The organism is Paenibacillus vietnamensis, assembly GCF_020169515.1.
Taxonomy (GTDB): Bacteria; Bacillota; Bacilli; order Paenibacillales; family Paenibacillaceae; genus Pristimantibacillus; species Pristimantibacillus vietnamensis.
The window spans coordinates 506,096-524,726 of record NZ_JAHMHW010000002.1 but is presented as its reverse complement, the minus strand read 5'-3'; the positions used below and the strand labels follow the sequence as shown (position 1 = coordinate 524,726).

The 18,631-nt window shown below is 46.9% G+C and carries 30 protein-coding genes; 23 read left to right on the top strand and 7 right to left on the bottom strand.

All coding sequences use genetic code 11. The annotated features are described in order from the left end of the window. From KP806_RS07605 to KP806_RS07565, 9 genes are read left to right on the top strand one after another with little or no spacing between them, the layout of a single operon-like run. The gene (locus KP806_RS07605) at nucleotides 1-1,575 is read left to right on the top strand and encodes a hypothetical protein (protein WP_224722962.1); all 1,575 of its coding nucleotides are present in this window, start codon (nucleotides 1-3) and stop codon (nucleotides 1,573-1,575) included. Next, nucleotides 1,575-1,979 carry a hypothetical protein gene (locus tag KP806_RS07600; protein ID WP_224722961.1) on the top strand — a complete coding sequence of 135 codons (405 nt, stop codon included), beginning with the start codon at nucleotides 1,575-1,577 and terminating at the stop codon, nucleotides 1,977-1,979. Before KP806_RS07605 ends, KP806_RS07600 begins: the two co-directional genes overlap by 1 nt. Beyond that, nucleotides 1,980-3,782 (top strand): hypothetical protein, encoded by a 1,803-nt coding sequence (locus KP806_RS07595; RefSeq protein ID WP_224722960.1) that lies wholly within the window; start codon nucleotides 1,980-1,982, stop codon nucleotides 3,780-3,782. Between the two features lie 12 nt (nucleotides 3,783-3,794). Next, nucleotides 3,795-4,070, top strand: coding sequence for a hypothetical protein (locus KP806_RS07590; protein WP_224722959.1), 276 nt, complete (start codon nucleotides 3,795-3,797; stop codon nucleotides 4,068-4,070). A 3-nt stretch (nucleotides 4,071-4,073) separates the two neighbouring features. Further along, nucleotides 4,074-4,217: an XkdX family protein gene (locus KP806_RS07585; protein WP_224722958.1), complete on the top strand. Its 144-nt coding sequence runs from the start codon at nucleotides 4,074-4,076 to the stop codon at nucleotides 4,215-4,217. Nucleotides 4,218-4,252: 35 nt separating this feature from the next. Continuing rightward, nucleotides 4,253-5,527 (top strand): SGNH/GDSL hydrolase family protein, encoded by a 1,275-nt coding sequence (locus KP806_RS07580; RefSeq protein ID WP_224722957.1) that lies wholly within the window; start codon nucleotides 4,253-4,255, stop codon nucleotides 5,525-5,527. A gap of 53 nt (nucleotides 5,528-5,580) precedes the next feature. Continuing rightward, nucleotides 5,581-5,874, top strand: a complete 294-nt coding sequence (locus KP806_RS07575; protein ID WP_224722956.1) for a hypothetical protein — start codon at nucleotides 5,581-5,583, stop codon at nucleotides 5,872-5,874. Between the two features lie 18 nt (nucleotides 5,875-5,892). Further along, the gene (locus KP806_RS07570) at nucleotides 5,893-6,165 is read left to right on the top strand and encodes a phage holin family protein (RefSeq protein WP_224722955.1); all 273 of its coding nucleotides are present in this window, start codon (nucleotides 5,893-5,895) and stop codon (nucleotides 6,163-6,165) included. Beyond that, nucleotides 6,158-7,594, top strand: coding sequence for an N-acetylmuramoyl-L-alanine amidase (locus KP806_RS07565; protein ID WP_224722954.1), 1,437 nt, complete (start codon nucleotides 6,158-6,160; stop codon nucleotides 7,592-7,594). The genes KP806_RS07570 and KP806_RS07565 overlap by 8 nt, the downstream gene beginning before the upstream one ends. Nucleotides 7,595-7,635: 41 nt before the next feature. Here KP806_RS07565 and KP806_RS07560 read toward each other — a convergent pair whose 3' ends face one another. The 4 genes from KP806_RS07560 to KP806_RS07545 form a co-directional block, all read right to left on the bottom strand. After that, nucleotides 7,636-7,950 (bottom strand): DUF2628 domain-containing protein, encoded by a 315-nt coding sequence (locus tag KP806_RS07560; protein ID WP_224722953.1) that lies wholly within the window; start codon nucleotides 7,948-7,950, stop codon nucleotides 7,636-7,638. Between the two features lie 21 nt (nucleotides 7,951-7,971). Continuing rightward, entirely contained in the window at nucleotides 7,972-8,703 is a 732-nt protein-coding gene (locus KP806_RS07555; protein ID WP_224722952.1) for a stalk domain-containing protein, read from the bottom strand. 95 nt (nucleotides 8,704-8,798) lie between these two features. Next, nucleotides 8,799-9,611, bottom strand: a complete 813-nt coding sequence (gene ku / locus KP806_RS07550; protein ID WP_224722951.1) for a non-homologous end joining protein Ku — start codon at nucleotides 9,609-9,611, stop codon at nucleotides 8,799-8,801. Between the two features lie 27 nt (nucleotides 9,612-9,638). After that, entirely contained in the window at nucleotides 9,639-9,857 is a 219-nt protein-coding gene (locus KP806_RS07545; protein ID WP_224722950.1) for a transcriptional regulator, read from the bottom strand. A gap of 150 nt (nucleotides 9,858-10,007) precedes the next feature. On the opposite strand from KP806_RS07545, the gene KP806_RS07540 reads away from it, so the two are divergent. From KP806_RS07540 to KP806_RS07520, 6 genes are all read left to right on the top strand, one after another. After that, a complete protein-coding gene (locus tag KP806_RS07540) occupies nucleotides 10,008-10,205 on the top strand; it encodes a hypothetical protein (RefSeq protein ID WP_224722949.1) in 198 nt (65 codons plus the stop codon). 144 nt (nucleotides 10,206-10,349) lie between these two features. Next, on the top strand, nucleotides 10,350-10,532 hold the full coding sequence (locus KP806_RS07535) for a hypothetical protein (RefSeq protein ID WP_224722948.1): 183 nt from the start codon (nucleotides 10,350-10,352) through the stop codon (nucleotides 10,530-10,532). A gap of 14 nt (nucleotides 10,533-10,546) precedes the next feature. After that, nucleotides 10,547-10,933 carry a hypothetical protein gene (locus KP806_RS07530; protein WP_224722947.1) on the top strand — a complete coding sequence of 129 codons (387 nt, stop codon included), beginning with the start codon at nucleotides 10,547-10,549 and terminating at the stop codon, nucleotides 10,931-10,933. Further along, nucleotides 10,930-11,055, top strand: a complete 126-nt coding sequence (locus KP806_RS27545) for a hypothetical protein (RefSeq protein WP_263575599.1) — start codon at nucleotides 10,930-10,932, stop codon at nucleotides 11,053-11,055. The genes KP806_RS07530 and KP806_RS27545 overlap by 4 nt, the downstream gene beginning before the upstream one ends. A 140-nt stretch (nucleotides 11,056-11,195) precedes the next feature. Next, on the top strand, nucleotides 11,196-12,422 hold the full coding sequence (locus KP806_RS07525; protein ID WP_224722946.1) for an FtsK/SpoIIIE domain-containing protein: 1,227 nt from the start codon (nucleotides 11,196-11,198) through the stop codon (nucleotides 12,420-12,422). Next, nucleotides 12,419-13,018, top strand: coding sequence for a replication-relaxation family protein (locus tag KP806_RS07520; RefSeq protein ID WP_224722945.1), 600 nt, complete (start codon nucleotides 12,419-12,421; stop codon nucleotides 13,016-13,018). The genes KP806_RS07525 and KP806_RS07520 overlap by 4 nt, the downstream gene beginning before the upstream one ends. Nucleotides 13,019-13,166: 148 nt before the next feature. On the opposite strand, the gene KP806_RS07515 is transcribed toward KP806_RS07520, so the two are convergent. Further along, nucleotides 13,167-13,715: a hypothetical protein gene (locus tag KP806_RS07515; protein WP_224722944.1), complete on the bottom strand. Its 549-nt coding sequence runs from the start codon at nucleotides 13,713-13,715 to the stop codon at nucleotides 13,167-13,169. 315 nt (nucleotides 13,716-14,030) lie between these two features. On the opposite strand from KP806_RS07515, the gene KP806_RS07510 reads away from it, so the two are divergent. Both KP806_RS07510 and KP806_RS07505 read left to right on the top strand, forming a co-directional pair. Next, nucleotides 14,031-15,032 carry a nucleotidyltransferase gene (locus KP806_RS07510; RefSeq protein ID WP_224722943.1) on the top strand — a complete coding sequence of 334 codons (1,002 nt, stop codon included), beginning with the start codon at nucleotides 14,031-14,033 and terminating at the stop codon, nucleotides 15,030-15,032. A gap of 3 nt (nucleotides 15,033-15,035) precedes the next feature. Continuing rightward, complete coding sequence (locus tag KP806_RS07505; protein ID WP_224722942.1) at nucleotides 15,036-15,968, top strand: S-4TM family putative pore-forming effector; 933 nt, start codon at nucleotides 15,036-15,038, stop codon at nucleotides 15,966-15,968. A gap of 63 nt (nucleotides 15,969-16,031) precedes the next feature. On the opposite strand, the gene KP806_RS07500 is transcribed toward KP806_RS07505, so the two are convergent. Both KP806_RS07500 and KP806_RS07495 read right to left on the bottom strand, forming a co-directional pair. Then, a complete protein-coding gene (locus tag KP806_RS07500; protein ID WP_224722941.1) occupies nucleotides 16,032-16,424 on the bottom strand; it encodes a hypothetical protein in 393 nt (130 codons plus the stop codon). Continuing rightward, nucleotides 16,421-17,062 (bottom strand): LexA family protein, encoded by a 642-nt coding sequence (locus KP806_RS07495; RefSeq protein WP_224722940.1) that lies wholly within the window; start codon nucleotides 17,060-17,062, stop codon nucleotides 16,421-16,423. The genes KP806_RS07500 and KP806_RS07495 overlap by 4 nt, the downstream gene beginning before the upstream one ends. 129 nt (nucleotides 17,063-17,191) lie before the next feature. On the opposite strand from KP806_RS07495, the gene KP806_RS07490 reads away from it, so the two are divergent. The 6 genes from KP806_RS07490 to KP806_RS07470 all read left to right on the top strand — a co-directional run bounded on the left by KP806_RS07490 (nucleotide 17,192) and on the right by KP806_RS07470 (nucleotide 18,603). After that, nucleotides 17,192-17,425, top strand: coding sequence for a helix-turn-helix transcriptional regulator (locus tag KP806_RS07490; protein WP_224722939.1), 234 nt, complete (start codon nucleotides 17,192-17,194; stop codon nucleotides 17,423-17,425). Nucleotides 17,426-17,577: 152 nt separating this feature from the next. Next, complete coding sequence (locus KP806_RS07485) at nucleotides 17,578-17,781, top strand: hypothetical protein (protein WP_224722938.1); 204 nt, start codon at nucleotides 17,578-17,580, stop codon at nucleotides 17,779-17,781. A gap of 19 nt (nucleotides 17,782-17,800) precedes the next feature. Next, nucleotides 17,801-17,926 carry a hypothetical protein gene (locus KP806_RS27540; RefSeq protein ID WP_263575598.1) on the top strand — a complete coding sequence of 42 codons (126 nt, stop codon included), beginning with the start codon at nucleotides 17,801-17,803 and terminating at the stop codon, nucleotides 17,924-17,926. Between the two features lie 26 nt (nucleotides 17,927-17,952). After that, entirely contained in the window at nucleotides 17,953-18,150 is a 198-nt protein-coding gene (locus KP806_RS07480) for an IDEAL domain-containing protein (protein WP_224722937.1), read from the top strand. Then, a complete protein-coding gene (locus tag KP806_RS07475; protein WP_224722936.1) occupies nucleotides 18,137-18,328 on the top strand; it encodes a hypothetical protein in 192 nt (63 codons plus the stop codon). The genes KP806_RS07480 and KP806_RS07475 overlap by 14 nt, the downstream gene beginning before the upstream one ends. 32 nt (nucleotides 18,329-18,360) lie before the next feature. Next, on the top strand, nucleotides 18,361-18,603 hold the full coding sequence (locus KP806_RS07470) for a hypothetical protein (RefSeq protein ID WP_224722935.1): 243 nt from the start codon (nucleotides 18,361-18,363) through the stop codon (nucleotides 18,601-18,603). Nucleotides 18,604-18,631 lie beyond the last annotated feature (28 nt).

Here is an 18,631-nt window from a genome sequence, read left to right as displayed (position 1 = left end):
ATGTATCCAGTAACACAACCGTATAAGGATGCTATTTATGCGGACGAGCGCCGGATCATTGGACGCGTCACCTTTGATATATCTGATGTCACGGCAGCCGAGGACGTATCAAGCATTACGACATCGACGGAGCTGGCGACCTTGAGCCAAAAAGCGCAGCTCAACAATAACGAACGATCGGCAACATGGAACCTGGCCACGAATGAGCAGGACCGGTTCCGGCTGGATGGCTCTTTTTCTTTTCCGGACGACGTGACGCCGGCCAACAATGGCGAGGTCGGATACATCAGCAGCGCCATTTGTAACGCTGACGGCACCTTCACCACTCCGCAAACAATTACGATCGTATTCGGCGGGGATCACAGCAGCGCGGGCTTGACGATCACCTTTGACCAATTTAATGACGAGTATGCGACGGATTACACCGTGACGGCTTATACTGCGGCTGATGCTGTGATTGATACCGTGACGGTTACCGGCAATAACAAGGCGCTGGTCGTTCCGCTCGGCCAATTGCTGAACTATAGAAAGATCGTTGTCTCTATAAGCAAGTGGAACGTCGGCAACCGCCGCGCCCGAGTCATGGAGATTGATTTTGGAATTGTCGAAGTGTACACCGACGATTCCCTCATTTCCTTCAACATGATTGAGGAAATGGACATGACGAGCGGCCTTCTACCGTCGCCGGAATTCCGCTTTACGGTCGATAACTCGGATCGGCTTTTCAATATCCTTAACCCGACTGGCTTTTATAAATACTTGCAGCAACGGCAGCAGGTCATTGCGGAGCTCGGCGTGCCGGTCAACGGCGGCTGGATTGAATATATACGCCTTGGCAATTACCTCTTGTGGGAATGGACGAGCGAAGAAGGCTCGCTTACAGCGACTTTCACCGCCCGGACGAACCTCGACTTGATGGCGAATTACACCTATGAGCAACTTACAGCGAGCAGCAAGTCATTGGGCGCTCTGGCCGTCCAGGTGTTTGGGCAATGCGGCATCGAGAATTATAGCATCGACCCGGCACTAAATTCGATAACGACTAACTCCATGGCCGAAAAGACGGATTGCCGGACCCTGCTGCAAATGATAGCCATCGCCGGCCGCTGCAACTTATTTGTTACGCGGAACAATACGATCACCTTCAAGCGCGTTTCCTTCGGGACGGCTGCTGATCGAGTAGACTTCGACAATGCTTACAATGAGCCTAAGATCGAACTTGAGCGCGTGACAAAACAAGTCGAGGTGACTTACTGGTCCAACCTTAATACGTCCGGCATATCTACCGTGACAGCGGTGGGCATTGACCTGGGCGATACGATCAAACTCGAAAAGAACACACTCATCAACACTTCGACCGTCGCGACCGATGTCGCAAACTGGATCATGGCTCAAAAGCAATTCCGGGCAAAGTATTCGATGAACTGGCGGGGCAACCCTGCGCACGAGTTGGCTGACGTTATCGACATCGAAAACAGCTACGGCGACGATACGAGCGGAATGATTACCAAGACGGATTTAACTTACCAGGGATATCTGCAGGCTCGCACGGAAGCAAAGGGGGCACCGAACTAATGGCGTGGATCGCTCCTAAACTCGATTGGACCTCGGACGATTCGATCAACGCGGAAGATTGGAACCGCATTGAAAACAACACGGCCGAGGTCGTGATTTATCTAAACAGTATTCAATATGCTATGCCAGTGCTGACGACAATCACGAACCGGACGCAGGCGCACGTTGATTATTTATCAAGCATCAACCGCATTGAGCAGAATCTTGAAGCAATACGATCGGCTTTTATGACTCCGGTCGGCTATCCTGGCGCGGTCACTTGGGTATCGGGCAAACCGTTCACACCGGAGGACGCGATCCGGCTTGAGCAGAACGTCATGATGCTGCTGGAAACCGGCTTTTTGGTTTATGAAAGCTTCCGTTATTGTGGGGCTACTACGTGCGGAGAAGGGTGGACCGTTTAAATGGCTTATACACCGACAACATGGCTCGACAGGGCCGTTCAATACGCTCGGCGCTTCTATGTGCGGAGTAACGGCGGCAGCGACAAAAACTTATTGCCGCCTTTTAATGATCTGGCGTGGACGCTACACGAAAACACGAGGATGAAGCAAGCGAATTTTAACGGAAAAGTAACAGGGAGTACGACAGAACAGCCGCACCTTGCACTAGCAGGTTCAGCCTCTTCATTGCCGTCGCCTGCATTGAGTGAGAACTTCGGCGGCAGTTATTCCAAGCTTTTTGCACTTGACGCACAAATTCAAACAAACACATTTGGCGGTACGGGCAATATTGCTTTTCATCGGTTTTCCTTTAACCTTATCGAACACGTAACCCGCACCTATGGCATACCGCTCAACACAATGACGACGGCCGACGCGGTTGCATGGTTGAAGGCGAACGTTACCAAGTTGACAGGTAATTGGCACGGGTACGGCAGCGGGCCGGCCGGGAATAAGGCATACTTCGCTTTGTGGCGTAATGCTACAAGCACTTGGGCGACTAATGTGGCATCACACACGAGCGCGACGGTTGCCTTAATCACTCGCACTACGACGGACGCAACGAGCTACATTGACGTAAATGGATTTATTCATGGGCTCGCCTACGCGGACGCGGCGACGACAACCGCCAGCACCATCAACACCGATTTTGTAGAGCTCGAGGTCTACATGAGCGCTAACTCGGTGCCGATTGCGGATTATTTTTTGGAACTTAATGCGACGGTGAGCAACCAACAATCATATGTAACGGTTCAGACTGTACCGGGGCAAAGTTATACTATATCCGCAGTATTCGGCAGCGCTGATTCCAATTACAGGTTCAGAGCATATGACGGCGTTGGTGTATCGGGTACGCAAATTTTCTCCGGCGGCACTAACCCGAGAACCTTTACTGCCGTGAGTACAAATACGACGATTGTCTTATCGAGCCAAGCAGCCGGCACCTTCACATTCACAAATCCGCAGCTCGAGCTCGGATCAAGCGCGACCGCCTTCTTGCCTATGCAATCCTACACAATCACCCAATCGCCGGGGATTATCACGCAGGCGGGCACGCCAATCACGGCAGCCGTCATGAACGCGATTGAAACGGGCATATCCTGGGCGCATGGCCTGCTTGACGCGGCAACGAATGCAGCGACGGCGAACGCTCTTGTTAAGCGTGACGTGAACGGTGACGCGAGTCTTAGGCGGCTGACGCTGACCCAAGCAGACGGGACGGCTCCGGCAGTAGTGACAAGTAAAACGCTTGTTACGAACTGGAACGCCGACCGCGTTGACGGGTTCCACTTTAGGAACACGAATGGTTATATGGAATATTCGACAGATGGAGTGGGGTGGGAGCGATTGAGCGATTATACAGGACGTACGCCGTATGCCTATAACAATTCGGGATCAACGGGAAGCCTGGCGCAAGACGCGACGGCGAATGTGGTATCTATTAGCGGTTCCGGTCTCCTTACGGAAGTGAAAATACAGGACTATACAAGCGGTGGTAGTAATCCCATGTATGGCGTGGAAATAGTGCTCGATGGAGTTGTTTTCCCGCTTTTTTATGACAGCGGTTCTCAGCCTTTTGCCGTACAGGAACTAGCCGGGGGGCGTGGTTTTCTGTCTGCTAGTGATTCAAGCCATAGGCAAATGGTCAACATGACAAGTCCAATGCCGTTTTCAACATCGGCAGTAATAAGATTGAAAAACGTTGCTAATTCGTCGCAAGTTTCATTCGATTACCAGGCGCGCGTTCTGGCGCTTCTGGACTAAGGGGGTGACGGCATGAACATTATCGAACGCGACGGGCAACAATACCTTGTCACCGAGATCACAACGCGCAAGGGCACGGTTGTCGTTGAGACTCCATACAATCCAGACTATGTGCCGCCAGAACCAGAACCACCACAGCCGACGCCGGAACAGCTCCGCATCGAGCAGCTTGAAAACGAATCGGCCCTTCTTGCGATGGAACTTGTCGAAACGCAGATAAGGCTCGAGCAATCAGAATCAGAACACGCAGCGCTGCTGCTGGAACTCGTTGAAAAGGGGGTGATTTAGTTAATGGATTGGTATGCAACAGTAAAGAGGCATTATGACGCCGATCGCTATACAGATGCCAATGTCGCAACATTTGTCATTGGGAATAAGATTACGCCAGAGCAATACGAAACGATTACAGGGCAAGTATACGGGGCTTTCGCTTAGGCGGGGCCTTTTTAATTTAACTATGGAGGTGCAATATGAGAGCAAAGAAAAGTTTTTACGATTCGAAGACGCGCAAGGCATACGCCAAAGGTCAAGAGATTGAAGCAACGGGGGCGCATGCTAGGCGGCTGCGCAGGATGGGGCTTGCAACCGGCAAGCCGGAAGAAGGCGAATACGTCATCCGTAGAATGTGCGTCGGGACCCGTGGGCAGGTTTACAAGAGCGGCCTTTCGCCCGGTACCGAAACATCCGCGACGTACCGCTATAAGTACACAGCAGGCTGTGATTGCTATGATCCGGCGCTGGTGTTCGGAAACTTCCGAGCTGAGATTGGCGGCGATCTGCCGGGAGACAATGATATTACGGTCAAGGCGAGCATCGAATATACCGCACCGAACGGCTCCACACTATATTTCCCTGTCTATTTTGGTCAGGAAAGAAGCACTGTCATTAAGCCGGGCGCCATTATCGAATCCGATCCGCTGGCGCTCACCCTACCGAAAGGTGTAGTCTTTTACGTGCGGACATATGTGTCGGTCGCATCCCTTGGACAAAAGTGGCCGGTTGGCTTAACGACGATCGCCGCAAACGGGGATCAGAAGGCAGCAGGATCTGATGCTACCGCCGGGGCAGCCATGTCTAATATTTTCGAGTTCGGATATCATCCAATTTTAATTACAGGCATCCAATCCGATCCTGTGCCAACGATCTTGATGGTTGGAGATTCTATCGTTGCAGGTCAAGGCGATTCTCCTAATGACATGGGATATCTAGTCCGGGCACTAAATGGTCCTTTTGGAAATTATCCATACACGAATATCGCACGACAAGGAACTGAGGCAGACTCCCTGGTTAATAAAACGGACCGCATTCGAATCATGCTCGCAAAATATCATACGCATGCAGTTGTAAATTACGGCACAAACGATATCAACAATGCCGTTGCACTTGCTACGAAGCAATCGTATGTAGTAGCTCTTTGTGAAGAACTAAGAATGCGCGGTCTTGATGTTTGGCATGTTACATGCACCAACCGGACGACCAGCACGGACAGCTGGGCTACTACCGGAAACCAAACACCTGTACAGTATTTCGAGGCTGGAGCAAATAGCAAACGAGCGCAATGGAATGCGTGGATCCGCAGCATGCCCGCGCACATTGATGGGTACTTCGACGTTGCCGACGCACTTGAGACGGCTCGTGACAGCGGGATCTGGAAAGCAGGTAAGACGGCCGATGGCGTCCATCCGAATCAATCCGGGTTTATTGACGCAGCTGCAGCAATTGATTTCAGCAAATTCTTGATTTAGCAGGGGGCTTCCGTAATGCGGGGCCCTTTTGTTTTGCAGAAATGGGGGAGCTAATGGACCAGGCGACAATCATGATGCTATTAACTGCAGCCGGCATCATCAGTGCGATATTACTCGGATGGATTGGATTGAACAGAATGGTGCGTCAAACAACTCGGTCCGACGCCGGTAACGATGCGGTATTAAAAACGGATGTTGATTATATCAAGCGCGGCGTTGATGAGATGCGACTTGAGATGCGCGATCAAGGGCGTCGTTTCGATGCACTTGCAGAGCGCGTTACAAGGGTTGAGGAATCTGCCAAGCAGGCGCATCATCGTCTTGACCGAGTGGATAAACAAAATTAAAAACGGAGCGTGATTACTTTGGATTGGAATGCTATTTTTCAAATGATTGATCCGAAATTATTGATTGTTGTTGCGGTCTGTTGGGTACTTGGTTTCTTGTTTAAGCAAACGCCGCGGGTGCCGAACTGGAGTATCGTTTACATCGTCACAGCTGTCGCGCTGGGGCTAACGGTCTGGCTGATTGGCTGGGGGCCGGAGGCTGTCATTCAAGGCATTCTGGCGGGGGCTTTCGCAGTGTTTGGACACCAGCTCGTTAAACAAGTCAGCGAGAGGGCTGGGACAGATGACTAGTCTTATCCGAACCAAGGTCAATGGCTTTGTCGTGACATATGCGGTCATTGATCCGGCAGCGGAAACTGTTTATGCCGCTCACCAGAATGGGGCAACCGTTAAGGAGCTCGGGCAGCGGGAGATGGCGGCCATCGCCCTCAATTTCAACTATGCCGATACCTCCCGCGGCATTCCGATCGGCCGACTTATTATCGACAGCAATACGTTTATCAGCGACATTACCAAGACCGCAGCACGCGACGAGCTTTACATGATGCCTGACAGGACCTTGCACATTGGCAAGGCTCCTGCGGGCGCTCTGTGGGCTATACAAGGTTCTCCGCCTCTGCTTAAGGACGGGAATAACGTCATCACTGAGGGCATCAAGCGTGACCAACTCGGCACCGACATTTGGCGCGGCGGGAACTACCGGACAGCGAGCGGGATCACGGCAGCGGGTAAGCTCGTTATAGTTCGGACATATGACAAAGTTACAATGGACGACCTGGCCGACATCATGGCTAAACTCGGATGCGTGGACGCGCTTAATGGCGACGGCGGAGGCAGCTCCTACTTGTGGCCGGCTGATGACGGTTGGGGCCGCACACTCGGCTCCGCTTTGATTGTAAAAAAGGGAGTGGCAACGATGGAAAAACCATATTTAATTATTGACCCGGGGCACGGTGGGAAAGACCCAGGCGCGGCCGGCAATGGCATCATCGAGAAGGAATACACGCTCAAAATCTCGCTTTATATGTACGAGCGTTTCAAGGCGCTCAGCGTACCGGTTGCGCTGACCCGTGACGTTGATAAGACGATTGAATCGTCCGACCGAGGCGCGTTGGTCAAAGCATCTGGCGCGAAATACTGCATTAGCAACCACATTAACGCGGCGCCATCGTCGGAAGCTTGCGGGGCGGAGGTCATTCACAGCATCCACAATGACGGCAAGCTTGCACATGCCATCGTCGGAGCTTTGCAGGATGCCGGGCAGAAGCTACGGCCGAAGCCGGTATTCTCGAAGGCGAATGAGGCAACCGGCTCTGATTACTATTTCATGCACCGGTTGACTGGCAGCGTGACGACGCTAATCGTCGAATACGGATTCTGCTCGAATGCAACGGACGCGGCCTGCATCAAAGAGAACTGGAAGGCATACGCAGAAGCCGTCATTCGCGCTTTCTGCTCGTTCACAGGCTATGCCTATACGCCGCCAGCCTTAGAGGTTACGAAGCCTGTAGAGCCACCTGTGAAGCCTTTATCGACGCCTGTGAAGTCCGAGCTATTCTCTGACGTACCTGCCGATAATTGGGCTATCAAGTCCATCGAGAAGGCAGCCAAGGCCGGCATCATTAACGGGGTGGCCCCGGGAGAGTTCGGACTTGGACAGCCGGTGACGCGGGAGCAGCTGGCCGTGATCCTGGACCGACTTGGTTTCCTCAGAGAATAAACGAAAGCCCCTGACCTTTGTGGTCGGGGGCTTTTTTCCATTTACTGTTTCAAGTTATGTTGTATATGCTCTAATCTTTTTTCCCTGTTGTATGGAACTTCCACATACCCCTTTTTGCCTAAATCCTTGATGTAGCTGCCGTTGTAAATGCACGCAAAAGCGAACCAAGATATGATAAGGCCGAATCCTGCAGTAACAATCGTTATTAAAACGTTGGTGATAAGCATCACAGCAAACCATTTTAGATCACCGCGAAAAAGTGGAACGAAAAACCCGAAAAATAATGTAGTCCAAGAAAAACCTTTCTCACTATAAATCACATGCCCCGATTGATAATGCCTCAGTTCAGCTCTCATAAGAACCTTCTCCTTCGCGCATTATTTAAGGAGGATTTCAACCTCTTTATCTTCTGCGACTTTATCGATAGTGCCTTCGTTAAGCACGTACATTGTAAACAGACGGATGCTTGAGATGTCCTCGAACTTACTGTCCTTTACGGGATATATAAGCTTTCCTTTTTTAACTACATTTCCTTTAAAATCTGATGAAATATCATTATTGCCCGCATATAACGTATCCTCAATCTGTTCTTTTGTGTTTAGAACAATAGGAGACTGATCGAGGTACCACTCAATATTAGTTGCTGAGGTGTTCTCTGCAGTGACATCAAGGATGATCGCGGCAACCGGATCCGAGAAGCTATGTTCCTTATACGCAGGATCAAAAGCTACTTTAGTAATATTAAGGCTAACTGGTCCGTTATCCATTGTTACATCGACGTTATATGCACTTGCCTTACGACCTTCCGCAGCAGCAGCCCCGTTTCCTAGCCATACAGTATTGTTCGCCCCGTCCCAACCAACGTCAACGCCGAGCGCTTCGCCAGCCGTTCGGATCGGGAGGTAAGTTGTTCCGTTGTACGTAATGGCATAAACGTTCTTACCTTTCGCATCCTTAGGAGTCCATCCCTCGCCATCAATCTTGAACTTAAGACCCAAATTTAGATTTGCCTTGATTGCTTGTAGATTCGTAGCACCGTATGCACCAGCAGCAGCGGAAGTAATCATAAGAGCCCCCGCAGCAAGCGTGATGAGCAACTTCTTCTTCATGTATAGTTCCTCCTCAAATGGGTAAATTCTCCTAATAGTCTACTACATACTTCCATTCCTGCCTATTGGTTTCGTAAAAATAGGGGAAGGTCGCTTTACGACACATTCCCCTTCGCTTTCTTTTTGCTTTTTTTCGGCTTCTGATCTCCAGTCGCCTCGAGACTCGCCTGCAGCGCAGCCATCAAGTCAAGCACGTTCGATCGTGCAGCAGGCACATCTACGACGTCCACGCTTTGGCCGGATAACTTTTGCTCGATCGCTTGAGTCAGTGCAGCCCGATAGTCATCTTTGTATTGTGTTGGGTCAAATGGCTTGCTGAGATGATCAATCAGCATTTGGGCGATTTCCAACTCTTTTTTATCGACGATGACATGCTCGGGTATATTCGGCACATTTGTGACTGCACGGATCTCGTCGGGTGAGTGCATTGTCTCCATACATAGGCAGTTGTCGATTACCCTGATGGCGGCAAGCCGGCTTTTGCTCCGGATTGTTACTCTGGCGACGCCGATCTTGCCGGACCGCCTTATGGACTCAAGCAGTAAACTGTACGCGTTGGAGCCGGCCATGTCCGGGGATAGATAATACGCGAAATAGACCGGATCAATCTCCGCCAAGTCCGCAAAGGTCATAATCTCTATCGTCCGTGCTGAATCGGGCTTAAGAGCCTCGATTTCCTCCTCGTTAAATACGACGAACCTGTTTTTATCGTATTCATACCCCTTGGTTGTATCAGCCGTTTCCACTTTAACATCGCAGTGCGGGCAGTATCGGCTTTGTGCGATCGGCGTGCTGCATACTTTATGCAGCGTCCGGAAGTGGATATCGTTGTCAGACGTTGCTGCGTGCATCTTAACAGGGATGTGCACAAGGCCGAAGCTAATAGCGCCTTTCCAGATTGTTTGCATTGAGAAGCCTCCTTTACCAAATCATTCTTACCAAAAATCGTCCGCTCTTACATCGTGTCCGCGCTTCCGCAGCGCGGAAATGATTTTCTGTTTAGTCTCCGGATAAGGATTCTTGTTTTCCCTACCATCACAAAGCTTGATAACCTCATTGCGACTTAGCTTTGTTATTTCCTCTAAATCCTTTTGCTTCAATCCGATCTTATCGATGAATTTCCCTAATAAGCTTCTAGGTTTCCCTAGCCCCATTATATTCACACTCCCTTTATATCAGAAGTGTGGACAACTCTATGAAAATTTATTCCAAAACCGTAGACAATTTCGACAAGCCTTGCGGCATAAGATACGGCATACAACAAAAACTGCACTATTAAAAGTGCAGTACGGAGGGTGATTTTTGTGGAAGTTTTGGCACCAGTTTTTAAAATTGCGGGGATAGTCATCGGCGGCGAGGTCATCGGGAAACTGATGGAAGAAAGCGGGCACGGCGGGAAGGTTGTTTTCGTCAAGATTGTTTCCTATGCGAGCTGTGCATATATCGCACTTCATGAATGGTGGGACCTCGTGCATTATGTCATGCGGTCGTTCGGGGTATAGTCATGGGATTCGTCATAAAAAAGTTGATCGTAAAAGCGGCCGCGAAAGTTTCCAAGGTTGACGCTGGAGATGCGTTATTGCAAATGAATATTGACGACGCAGTGACGATCATCAAGGCCATATTGTTTTGAGAGGTGAACGGTCATGAAGGTGTCAAAGGTCCTGATTGCTGCTGCGGCCGTAACGGTTTACGTAGTGTGCCCGGCATATCGTTATTACGTCATAGGCTCTTGGGTTGGCTATAAGATCATGAGCGACAAGCCGCGCAAACCCCGCGTGATTCCGAAGGATTCGAAGCTATTCAAGAAAATTGTCGGGGGTGAATAATGGGGCCGCTCGGGATGCTTTTCAAGACGCTGGCGAGGGCCGGGGGCAAGACGGTGCAAAAGGACATCAGTGCAACGAATCGGATTTTGGAGAAACAACACTTTGCACAATTTAAACACAAGTTCGATACGTACCATGAAAAAAAGATAAGTGATCTTGCGAGCGATGAAGGCGTGTCTGCTTCCTGGATAAAGGAACTCATTCACGACAGCGGCAGCATACAGCAGCTTAATAAAATCGTGGGGTATATGGGCAGCAAGGCGAAAACGGCGAATCTGACGCCAGGAGCAAAGCGGGAGATCATGGGCGAAGTGGCGAGGAAGATGGAGGCCGTGAAGGACAAAGAATTACTTTTGAAGATGGCTGCATTCATACGAGATCATGGAGGCGATATGTTTTGAGTAATGTAATTGGCTGGACGTTGGTGGCAATTTCTTTTCTCGGCGGCATGTATGCTTGTTGGGTATTTGGCGCATCGGTTTCGGTTCCTCTTGCTCATTCTTTCGCTCACTTCTTTCTTTAATTCGCTCACTCGTTATTAACAGATTTTCAGATCCGCATCATTATTTCGAAACAGCTTGTATTAATGCACTCTTGAAAATGCAGTAGATACTTGAGACGGGAGTGCATTAAATACGGCAGTAGATTGGGAGGATTGGGACAATGGTATTCATCGGAACTGGTGCAGTAGTAGCGGCCAAGGTTGCGGGCATCGTGACAAGTTCATACCTTGCCTGGACGGTTTACGCGGCCATGCCGGAAACGCAGTTGCGCCGGAATTTGCTCAAGGCATTCAAGGCCGGGGAGATCGGCAAGAAGGTGCAGCGGGGCTTTGGGAAGCAACGGCGGGAGGTCATTATCCATCCGACCATACAGCGGGTTATGGCGTCCATCGAGCGCAAGCAAATCGTGTTCACTGTGCCTGTCGGCCTTAACCCGAAGGAGATTTTCGAACACGGGTGGCTATTCCAACAGGTGTTTGGCGAGCACATCGAAATCACCGGCGACGTTAAAACATTTGCACTAAATGTATACTCCGAAGGCATCCAGGCGTTTGACTATGCACGGGAAGAAGTGGAGAAAACGATCAAGGGAATGGCGCTCCCGATATTCGTCGGCCGCAGCCGGTCGGGTCCGGTGGCTTACGATATGGCCGACAATCCGCATCTGCTCATTGCTGGGGAAACCGGGTCCGGCAAGTCGGTCGAGCTGCGGGCGATCCTTTCAACGCTGATTCTGTTTGCTGGCGACCGCATGGAGCTGTACGGCGGCGACCTCAAGCGTTCCGAGTTCCATCTATTCCGGGGCATCGCCAAGGAAATCGCGAACGACTCGAACACCTTGTACCATCGTATATTGAAGCCGGTAAAAAATGAATTGAAAAAACGCGGGAGCCTGCTCGACCGGGAGGGGCTCGCCAACATCATCGACTTGCCGGAGTCGATCCGGCCCAAGTTTATTGTTGTCGCTATCGACGAGGTTGCCTTACTTCAAAAGAATGCTGATTGCATGGACATCATCGAAGAAATCAGCGCTATCGGCCGGGCGCTCGGGGTGTTCCTTATCCTCTCCATGCAGCGGCCAGATAAGGACGTTCTCGACGGCAAGCTCAAAAACAATCTGACCGTTCGCATGGCGTTCCGACACGCTGATGAGATCAATTCCAGGATTACGATCGGCAGCGGGGAAGCAGCGCTTATCAAGCAATCCGAAAAAGGGCTGATGATTCATAAGCTCGACGGCGTCCGTTACGTGCAAGCCCCACATTTGCGTTTAGACGCGGCCCGTAAACTGCTGGAGCCATACAAGAGCGAAGCTCCAGCAGAGCCTGAGACGGTAGCACAGGATCCCGAGGGCGATGATTTGGAGTTGGAGGTGCTTCCGTTTTGATTGCGAGGGATAAGGCAATAATAGCCGACCTGGAACGGTTCCGCGTCATGAGCCGGGATGACGTCGCGGAACTCCATTACAACCATGTTAAAAACCCGATCACAGAAGCCAACAAGACGCTGCTGCGGCTCCGGCGTGACGGCCTGATCGGAGTGTCAAAGGAACGCCGTAAATATCTGTATTTTCCGCAGCATTCCATCAAGAAGGATTCACAGAAGGTCGGGCACTTCTTGGCGATCCTGGACTTTTACAAGCAAATGCGCCGGCATGAACAGCCGAGAGTGTTTGATGTCGAGCCGAAAGTGGGCGATAAAGGCCTGCCGGAGCCGGACGCGTTTGCTATTTGGAAAGGGGCGCCGTTTTATATCGAAATACAGAACAGCATCTATTCCGCAAAACAGATGGCTGAAAAGTTGAACCGGTACGAATCGTATTATCATTCTGATGAGTGGAAGGAGGCTGAATGGCAGCCAAGGGATAAAAAAATATTCCCGTATGTGTGGATCGTAGGGGGGCAGCGTTATGAGATCGGCACGACATCCTTCCGGGTGCTGCAGGGGGGCGTTGAAATTATTGTTAATCGACAGAGGGGGTAGACGAACAGGCTGAGGACATTAATTAAGAATGTCATAATGTTTGAAACAAAAGGCTACTGAAAATTCAGTAGCCTTGGGTAATTGAACTCATGTATTTTATATCCAACAAGACATTTACCGTATTATTCCAGAAGCTTAAGGTAAGGGGCTATTTAATCATTAAGTTACCGTCATTGTTATCCCAACCCGATACAACATCATTATGAAATTTAACGGATGAACGTCCATAATACCATGTGTCATAAGGACCCACGTTTGATATTGAATCGGGCGTGCCCATTGCAGATTTTACTTTATCCATTGAATCACCTTGTGTAAAGTAATTTTCGGCATCTGTTTTATGTTCTTTATAGGCAGTTATTTCTTGTTCGACAGAAGCTAATTGTTCTGTAACTTCATCAAGAACTTCCTCTTTAACCGCTTCAGTTACTTGAGCGGCAATCTCGTCGTTTTGGCGATTAATCAAATCCTCAATCTCGTTCTTATAAGCGAGCATTTTATCCTCGTATATATTGGAGTCAGCAGTTGTAATCCATCCGTCTCCACGAAGAATCTGAACTTCGCCTGTTATTCTGTTGATCTTTACAGGGTATTGCTGTTCTAGTTTATCGTATTTGTACAAAGTAGGATATACAAAAAGACCGAATAAAATAATGGAAACCGGAACAATTATGTAAGACATTTTACTAAATTTCATTTTAACACGCTCCTATTTTGGCAATATATCTGTTATCGGCATATCGCTGAAAATACTGAACGAAAAAATGGAGAATTCCATACTTTAAATGATTGTTTTACCTTAATTCTTTGTCATTATTCACAAGAAAATAAAAACTGACCTGCCGGTGAGTCATCCGGCAGGTCAGTTTCGTCTCGTTATCCACAAAGCCAACAAATTCTGGTGAGCGCAACATGCACAGGACTATTTTTTTATATCCATAGAACTATTTAAGTGTAAAATGTTGTATAATACATATGCAATTGTTGGAAATTTACAAATGGGGGGTTTAAGATGGCATTAACTGTAAACACAGCTTTTAGCGAATTTATGCGAGACACGGTTAATTTAGATTCAAGAGTAACTTCTAATGCACGGAGTAGTAGAGACTGGCTGATTGGTCAAATAAATAATTTTGGCTTAAAAGAAGGATTTCCAAGTTTATACAGTGATATCGATTTTCACTTCGGTTCTTTCGCAAGAAGAACAAAAATTCGCGAACTTGATGACATTGATCTAATAATTGGCCTAAACGCACAAGGATGTACATATACACAAAATATTTGGGGAACGGTTGAAATAACAGTTCCAGATACAGCGAGTGAACTGATAACACTTTGCCATGACAACACAAAAAAATTAAATTCTCGGAAAGTCATAAACAAGTTTGTAAGCGAACTAAAAACAATTTACCAATATAAAAGTTCGGATATAAAAAGAAACCAAGAAGCTGCTACATTAGAACTTCAAACATATACTTGGACTTTTGATATTGTGCCTAGCTTCATGACTAACCCTGAATCTGACGGTAGATCTTTTTATCTTATTCCTGATGGCAACGGTCATTGGAAAAAAACCGATCCAAGAATTGATCGTGAAAACATCTCTGCTATAAATCAAAAACATAATGGCAAGATTTTGAATGTGATTCGTTTAATTAAATACTGGAACAAGAGGGCGACTATGCCTACCATTGGTTCGTATCTTCTTGAGTGTATACTAATTAACTATTATAATTCTAAATCGGAAGTATCAGATTACATCGATCTTGAAGCACGTGGCTTTTTTGAGTACATATCATCAGCGATTTATAATAACGTTAATGATCCCAAGAATATTCAAGGGAATATTAATAAGCTTACTTTTGAGGAAAAACAAAAAATATCGATAAGATCCCTTACCGACTTCAATAATGCAAAAGAGGCGTTAACCTTTGAAAATGCAGGCGATTACAAATCTGCAATTAATAAGTGGAGGGGCATATTCGGAAGTAATTTCCCCGAATATACTAAATAATATATGGAGACTATATCAAATAATATATCAGTTAGACAAAATAATGAAGGTAATATTGATCTCTTGGCAGCACAACGTCAAGTGTACTCTGAAGCAAAGACGTTTTCAAATTATCAGTTTGTTTTTTGCGTAATCTTCCCGATACTAATTCCTTTTTTGAAAGCCGTAACTCCAACAAATACAATGTTTTTAGGATTGATAACTCTTCTTTCACTATTAATTATTATAATTAATCAATATTACTTTGAAAAAAATATAAAGGATAAGAAAGAACAGGCTGCAAAATTCCAAGAGTTATTTGATACAAATGTACTGAAAATTTCATGGAATAAGGAGTTATGTGGCTCCAAAGAAAATGCATCCAGATATTTAAGTTATAAAGCTCAAAAATATAAGAAAAATAATGTATCACTTGAGAATTTAAAAAATTGGTACCCAAAAGAGTACGCAACTGTTGATCTATCTGTCGGAAGGGTAATGTGTCAAAAAGTTAATGCATCTTGGGATACTCAAATTAGGACCTCTTTCCAGAAATTCTTATTGCTATTGTTTTTGGGTTGTATACTATTAATATTAATTATCTCAATTTTTCTAAACAAAACAGTTATCGAAACACTAATTTCTATAATTGCTCCAGCATTTCCAATTGCTTTTTATATCTTTAAGAGATATTCAGAAAATAAAGAAACAATAGTTCGGTTAGATAAGTTGTCAGATAAAGCTGAACGACTTTGGGAGCTCGTTCTGAGTGGTACTAGGGAACAAAGCGATTTAGAAAATAAGTCTAGACAACTTCAAAATGAGATTTACAAGCACAGAAGCAGCGCTTTATTAATATGGGATTGGTTTTATTTGAAATATAGACCGAAACATGAAAGTAATATGAACGATACAGCAAAACAAATTGTAGAAGAATTCAAAAACCTAGGTGTCTGAGACCAAAAAATAATATGACAAAGAGACTCCAGTACATATGACTGGAGTCTTTTTATTAATTACCTACTTCCAAGCGAAAACAGACATCACGTTCATCTGCAGTACTTCTTCAATATCACAAATTTGGATGACCAGCTGCTGAATATCATCCATAAGAAAGCGCGGAGCACACTTCTCACCACGAAGCTTATTTATTCTTTGCTTCACAGTAGGCAAATGAATGCCAAAATGAGAAGGGCGTTCTGGACTTACAACAAGTTCCGTTTGTGCGATTGACAAACTAATTATCTGATCGTCAAAGTCCTCAGCCATATAACGGTGAAAGGGCAGGTGAACTGGTATATAGAGACACTCCTGAGTCCAGTCAATTCCGCCAGGCTTAAATTTGATAATCAACCAGACAGGTACAAGTTGCGCCTCGATATAGTCAAAGTAAACCGATAATCTAGCTTTCACACATCAAACTCAACTTTCTTGACTTGCCCTTGAATTCGGACATCATAAATTGGCAGGATCCGAGGAGGTATGTCTCGATTGGAAGCCTGTAGCACAATTGTATCTCCTTCGTAAAAAACCCTTTTCAACGTGCCTTCATCGCCATTCACAATGACGACCCCGATTTTCCCATGCTCACAATGTCTTTGGCTTTTGACAAGTACACGCATGCCTTCAAGAATTCCTTCTTCTTTCATGGAATCCCCTTTTACGATCAAATAAAAGTAATCACCGTCTTTAACTGTGTCTTTCGAAACAGCCTCATAACCGATGATCCTTTGTTCGGCCAATGAATTGTAGCCCGCACGAATCTCACCGTAAATCGGTATCTCTACAAGTTCAACAGTTTTTCTTTTCATAATAATTTGATCTGGCATTTGAGGATCGTTTGTCTGACCAAGAAGATAGTCAGTCGAAGTGTTTAAGATACTTGCAATTTTAGCAAGTACCTCAGCCGGTGGAACAATGACGCCTTTTTCATACCTTGAGATATTGTTCCTCTGCATTGCCAATTTTTCAGCCAGGTCACTTTGAAAAAGCCCTAATTTATCACGAAGTTCACGGATACGTGTACCGGTTATATTAATTTGTTCAGTCAATTAGAACACCACCATAAAATATTTTCCAAAATGCGTTGACGTACTTATTAAGTACGTTATATACTATGCGTGTACTTAATAAGTACGCCAAGGATATGCAAATAGATACGAAAGGAGGTTCTTAAAAAAATGGCTAGAAGAAAAGCCGCCCCTCGTACTATTCAGAAACGTGATCGATTTAAAGAATTGCGTTTGCAGCTCGGTAAAACTCAACGAGCTCTTTCTATGGATCTCGATATAACCGAAAGTTTTCTCCGAGAACTAGAAAGCGGAAGAGCGAATCCGGAAATCACTTTCGCATTCAAGATTGCAAGGTATTTTGGAACGACAGTCGATGATGTCTTCCAAGACCTCGCTAATTAATTAGTGACAAATTAATTCCCATCTCACAAATAGGATTATATACCGCCAATAATATTAGCGCAACAGAACGTATGTTTCATTTCATAAATTTTGGAAACTTAATATTTGCTCCTTGAAAACTGAATATCACTAACAAGCGAAAGGATGATGATATGAGCAATGCCGAGAAAGCCCGTCAACTGGTGGATAGAGCCAAGCGTTTTACGAGGACCTATCGCGAAGTCATGCAGACAATCCGCGTCGAATGTGTAGTAATGCCGGCCGGCTCCGATGCGAATGATGTTTACGACCATGCAATGAGCATTTTGTTCTCGGAAATGTACGATGCGCCGCATGGTGGCGTTAAATCCAAGTAAATCGAAAGGGGCATGCAGTATGGAGATCACTCGAAAGGAAGTTATCAAAGCTTTCGTTCTGGCACTGATCGCTACGCCGCTTTTACTCGGACTGTTTTATCTGGCTTGTTACATCTTCGTCCAGCTGTGGGAGATCACTCAATAATCCAAAAAAACTCGGGAGGGATTGCGATGATTAATCATAATCAGGTTATGGCTCAGATGTTTTCCGAGCCGGCGATTGAAATTGCTGCTGCTCAACGGAAACAACGCGAGCTGCTGGAAGCCATCGACGCCACTTTGGATGCTGGGGATCGGGAACAGTTTTATACCTTAAGCGCGGAATTGAAGGAATTGAATGAAAGGAGCAGCCTGTATGCAGTTATCTAAAATGCTTGCCGAGCGGGGAATGACCTCCGGCATGGTTTATGCAACCGGGATTCTCAAGGGTCACGAAGCGGCCCGCATGGTTGCTGATTTCAAGGCTCAAGAAACTATCCACGCTGATCATGTTCGCGTTATCACCGAAGCAGAGAATTGGCAGCCTCGGCCGTGGCCGGGCGAATAGCTGGAACAAAATCCTGAGAGGAGGTGAACCACATGTCAAAAGCACTTATTATCCAATCGGTTACAGTCATTTCGGCTGCGCCAATGACCTTCAGCGTAGGAGATTTACATAAAGGGCGCGAGATCATCGAAATCAAACAGCTTGGCTACGATTCGATATCAGAATTTCATGTTCTGGACGAGGAAGGCGATCTGATTGTCAGCATCGAGAATTGTCCGGCAGTCATTGAATGGAAACCGATCGTTACGGACGGCCCGCCGCCATGTGGCTTGTAAAAGAAAAGACCCAAACCGCGGGGTAGGA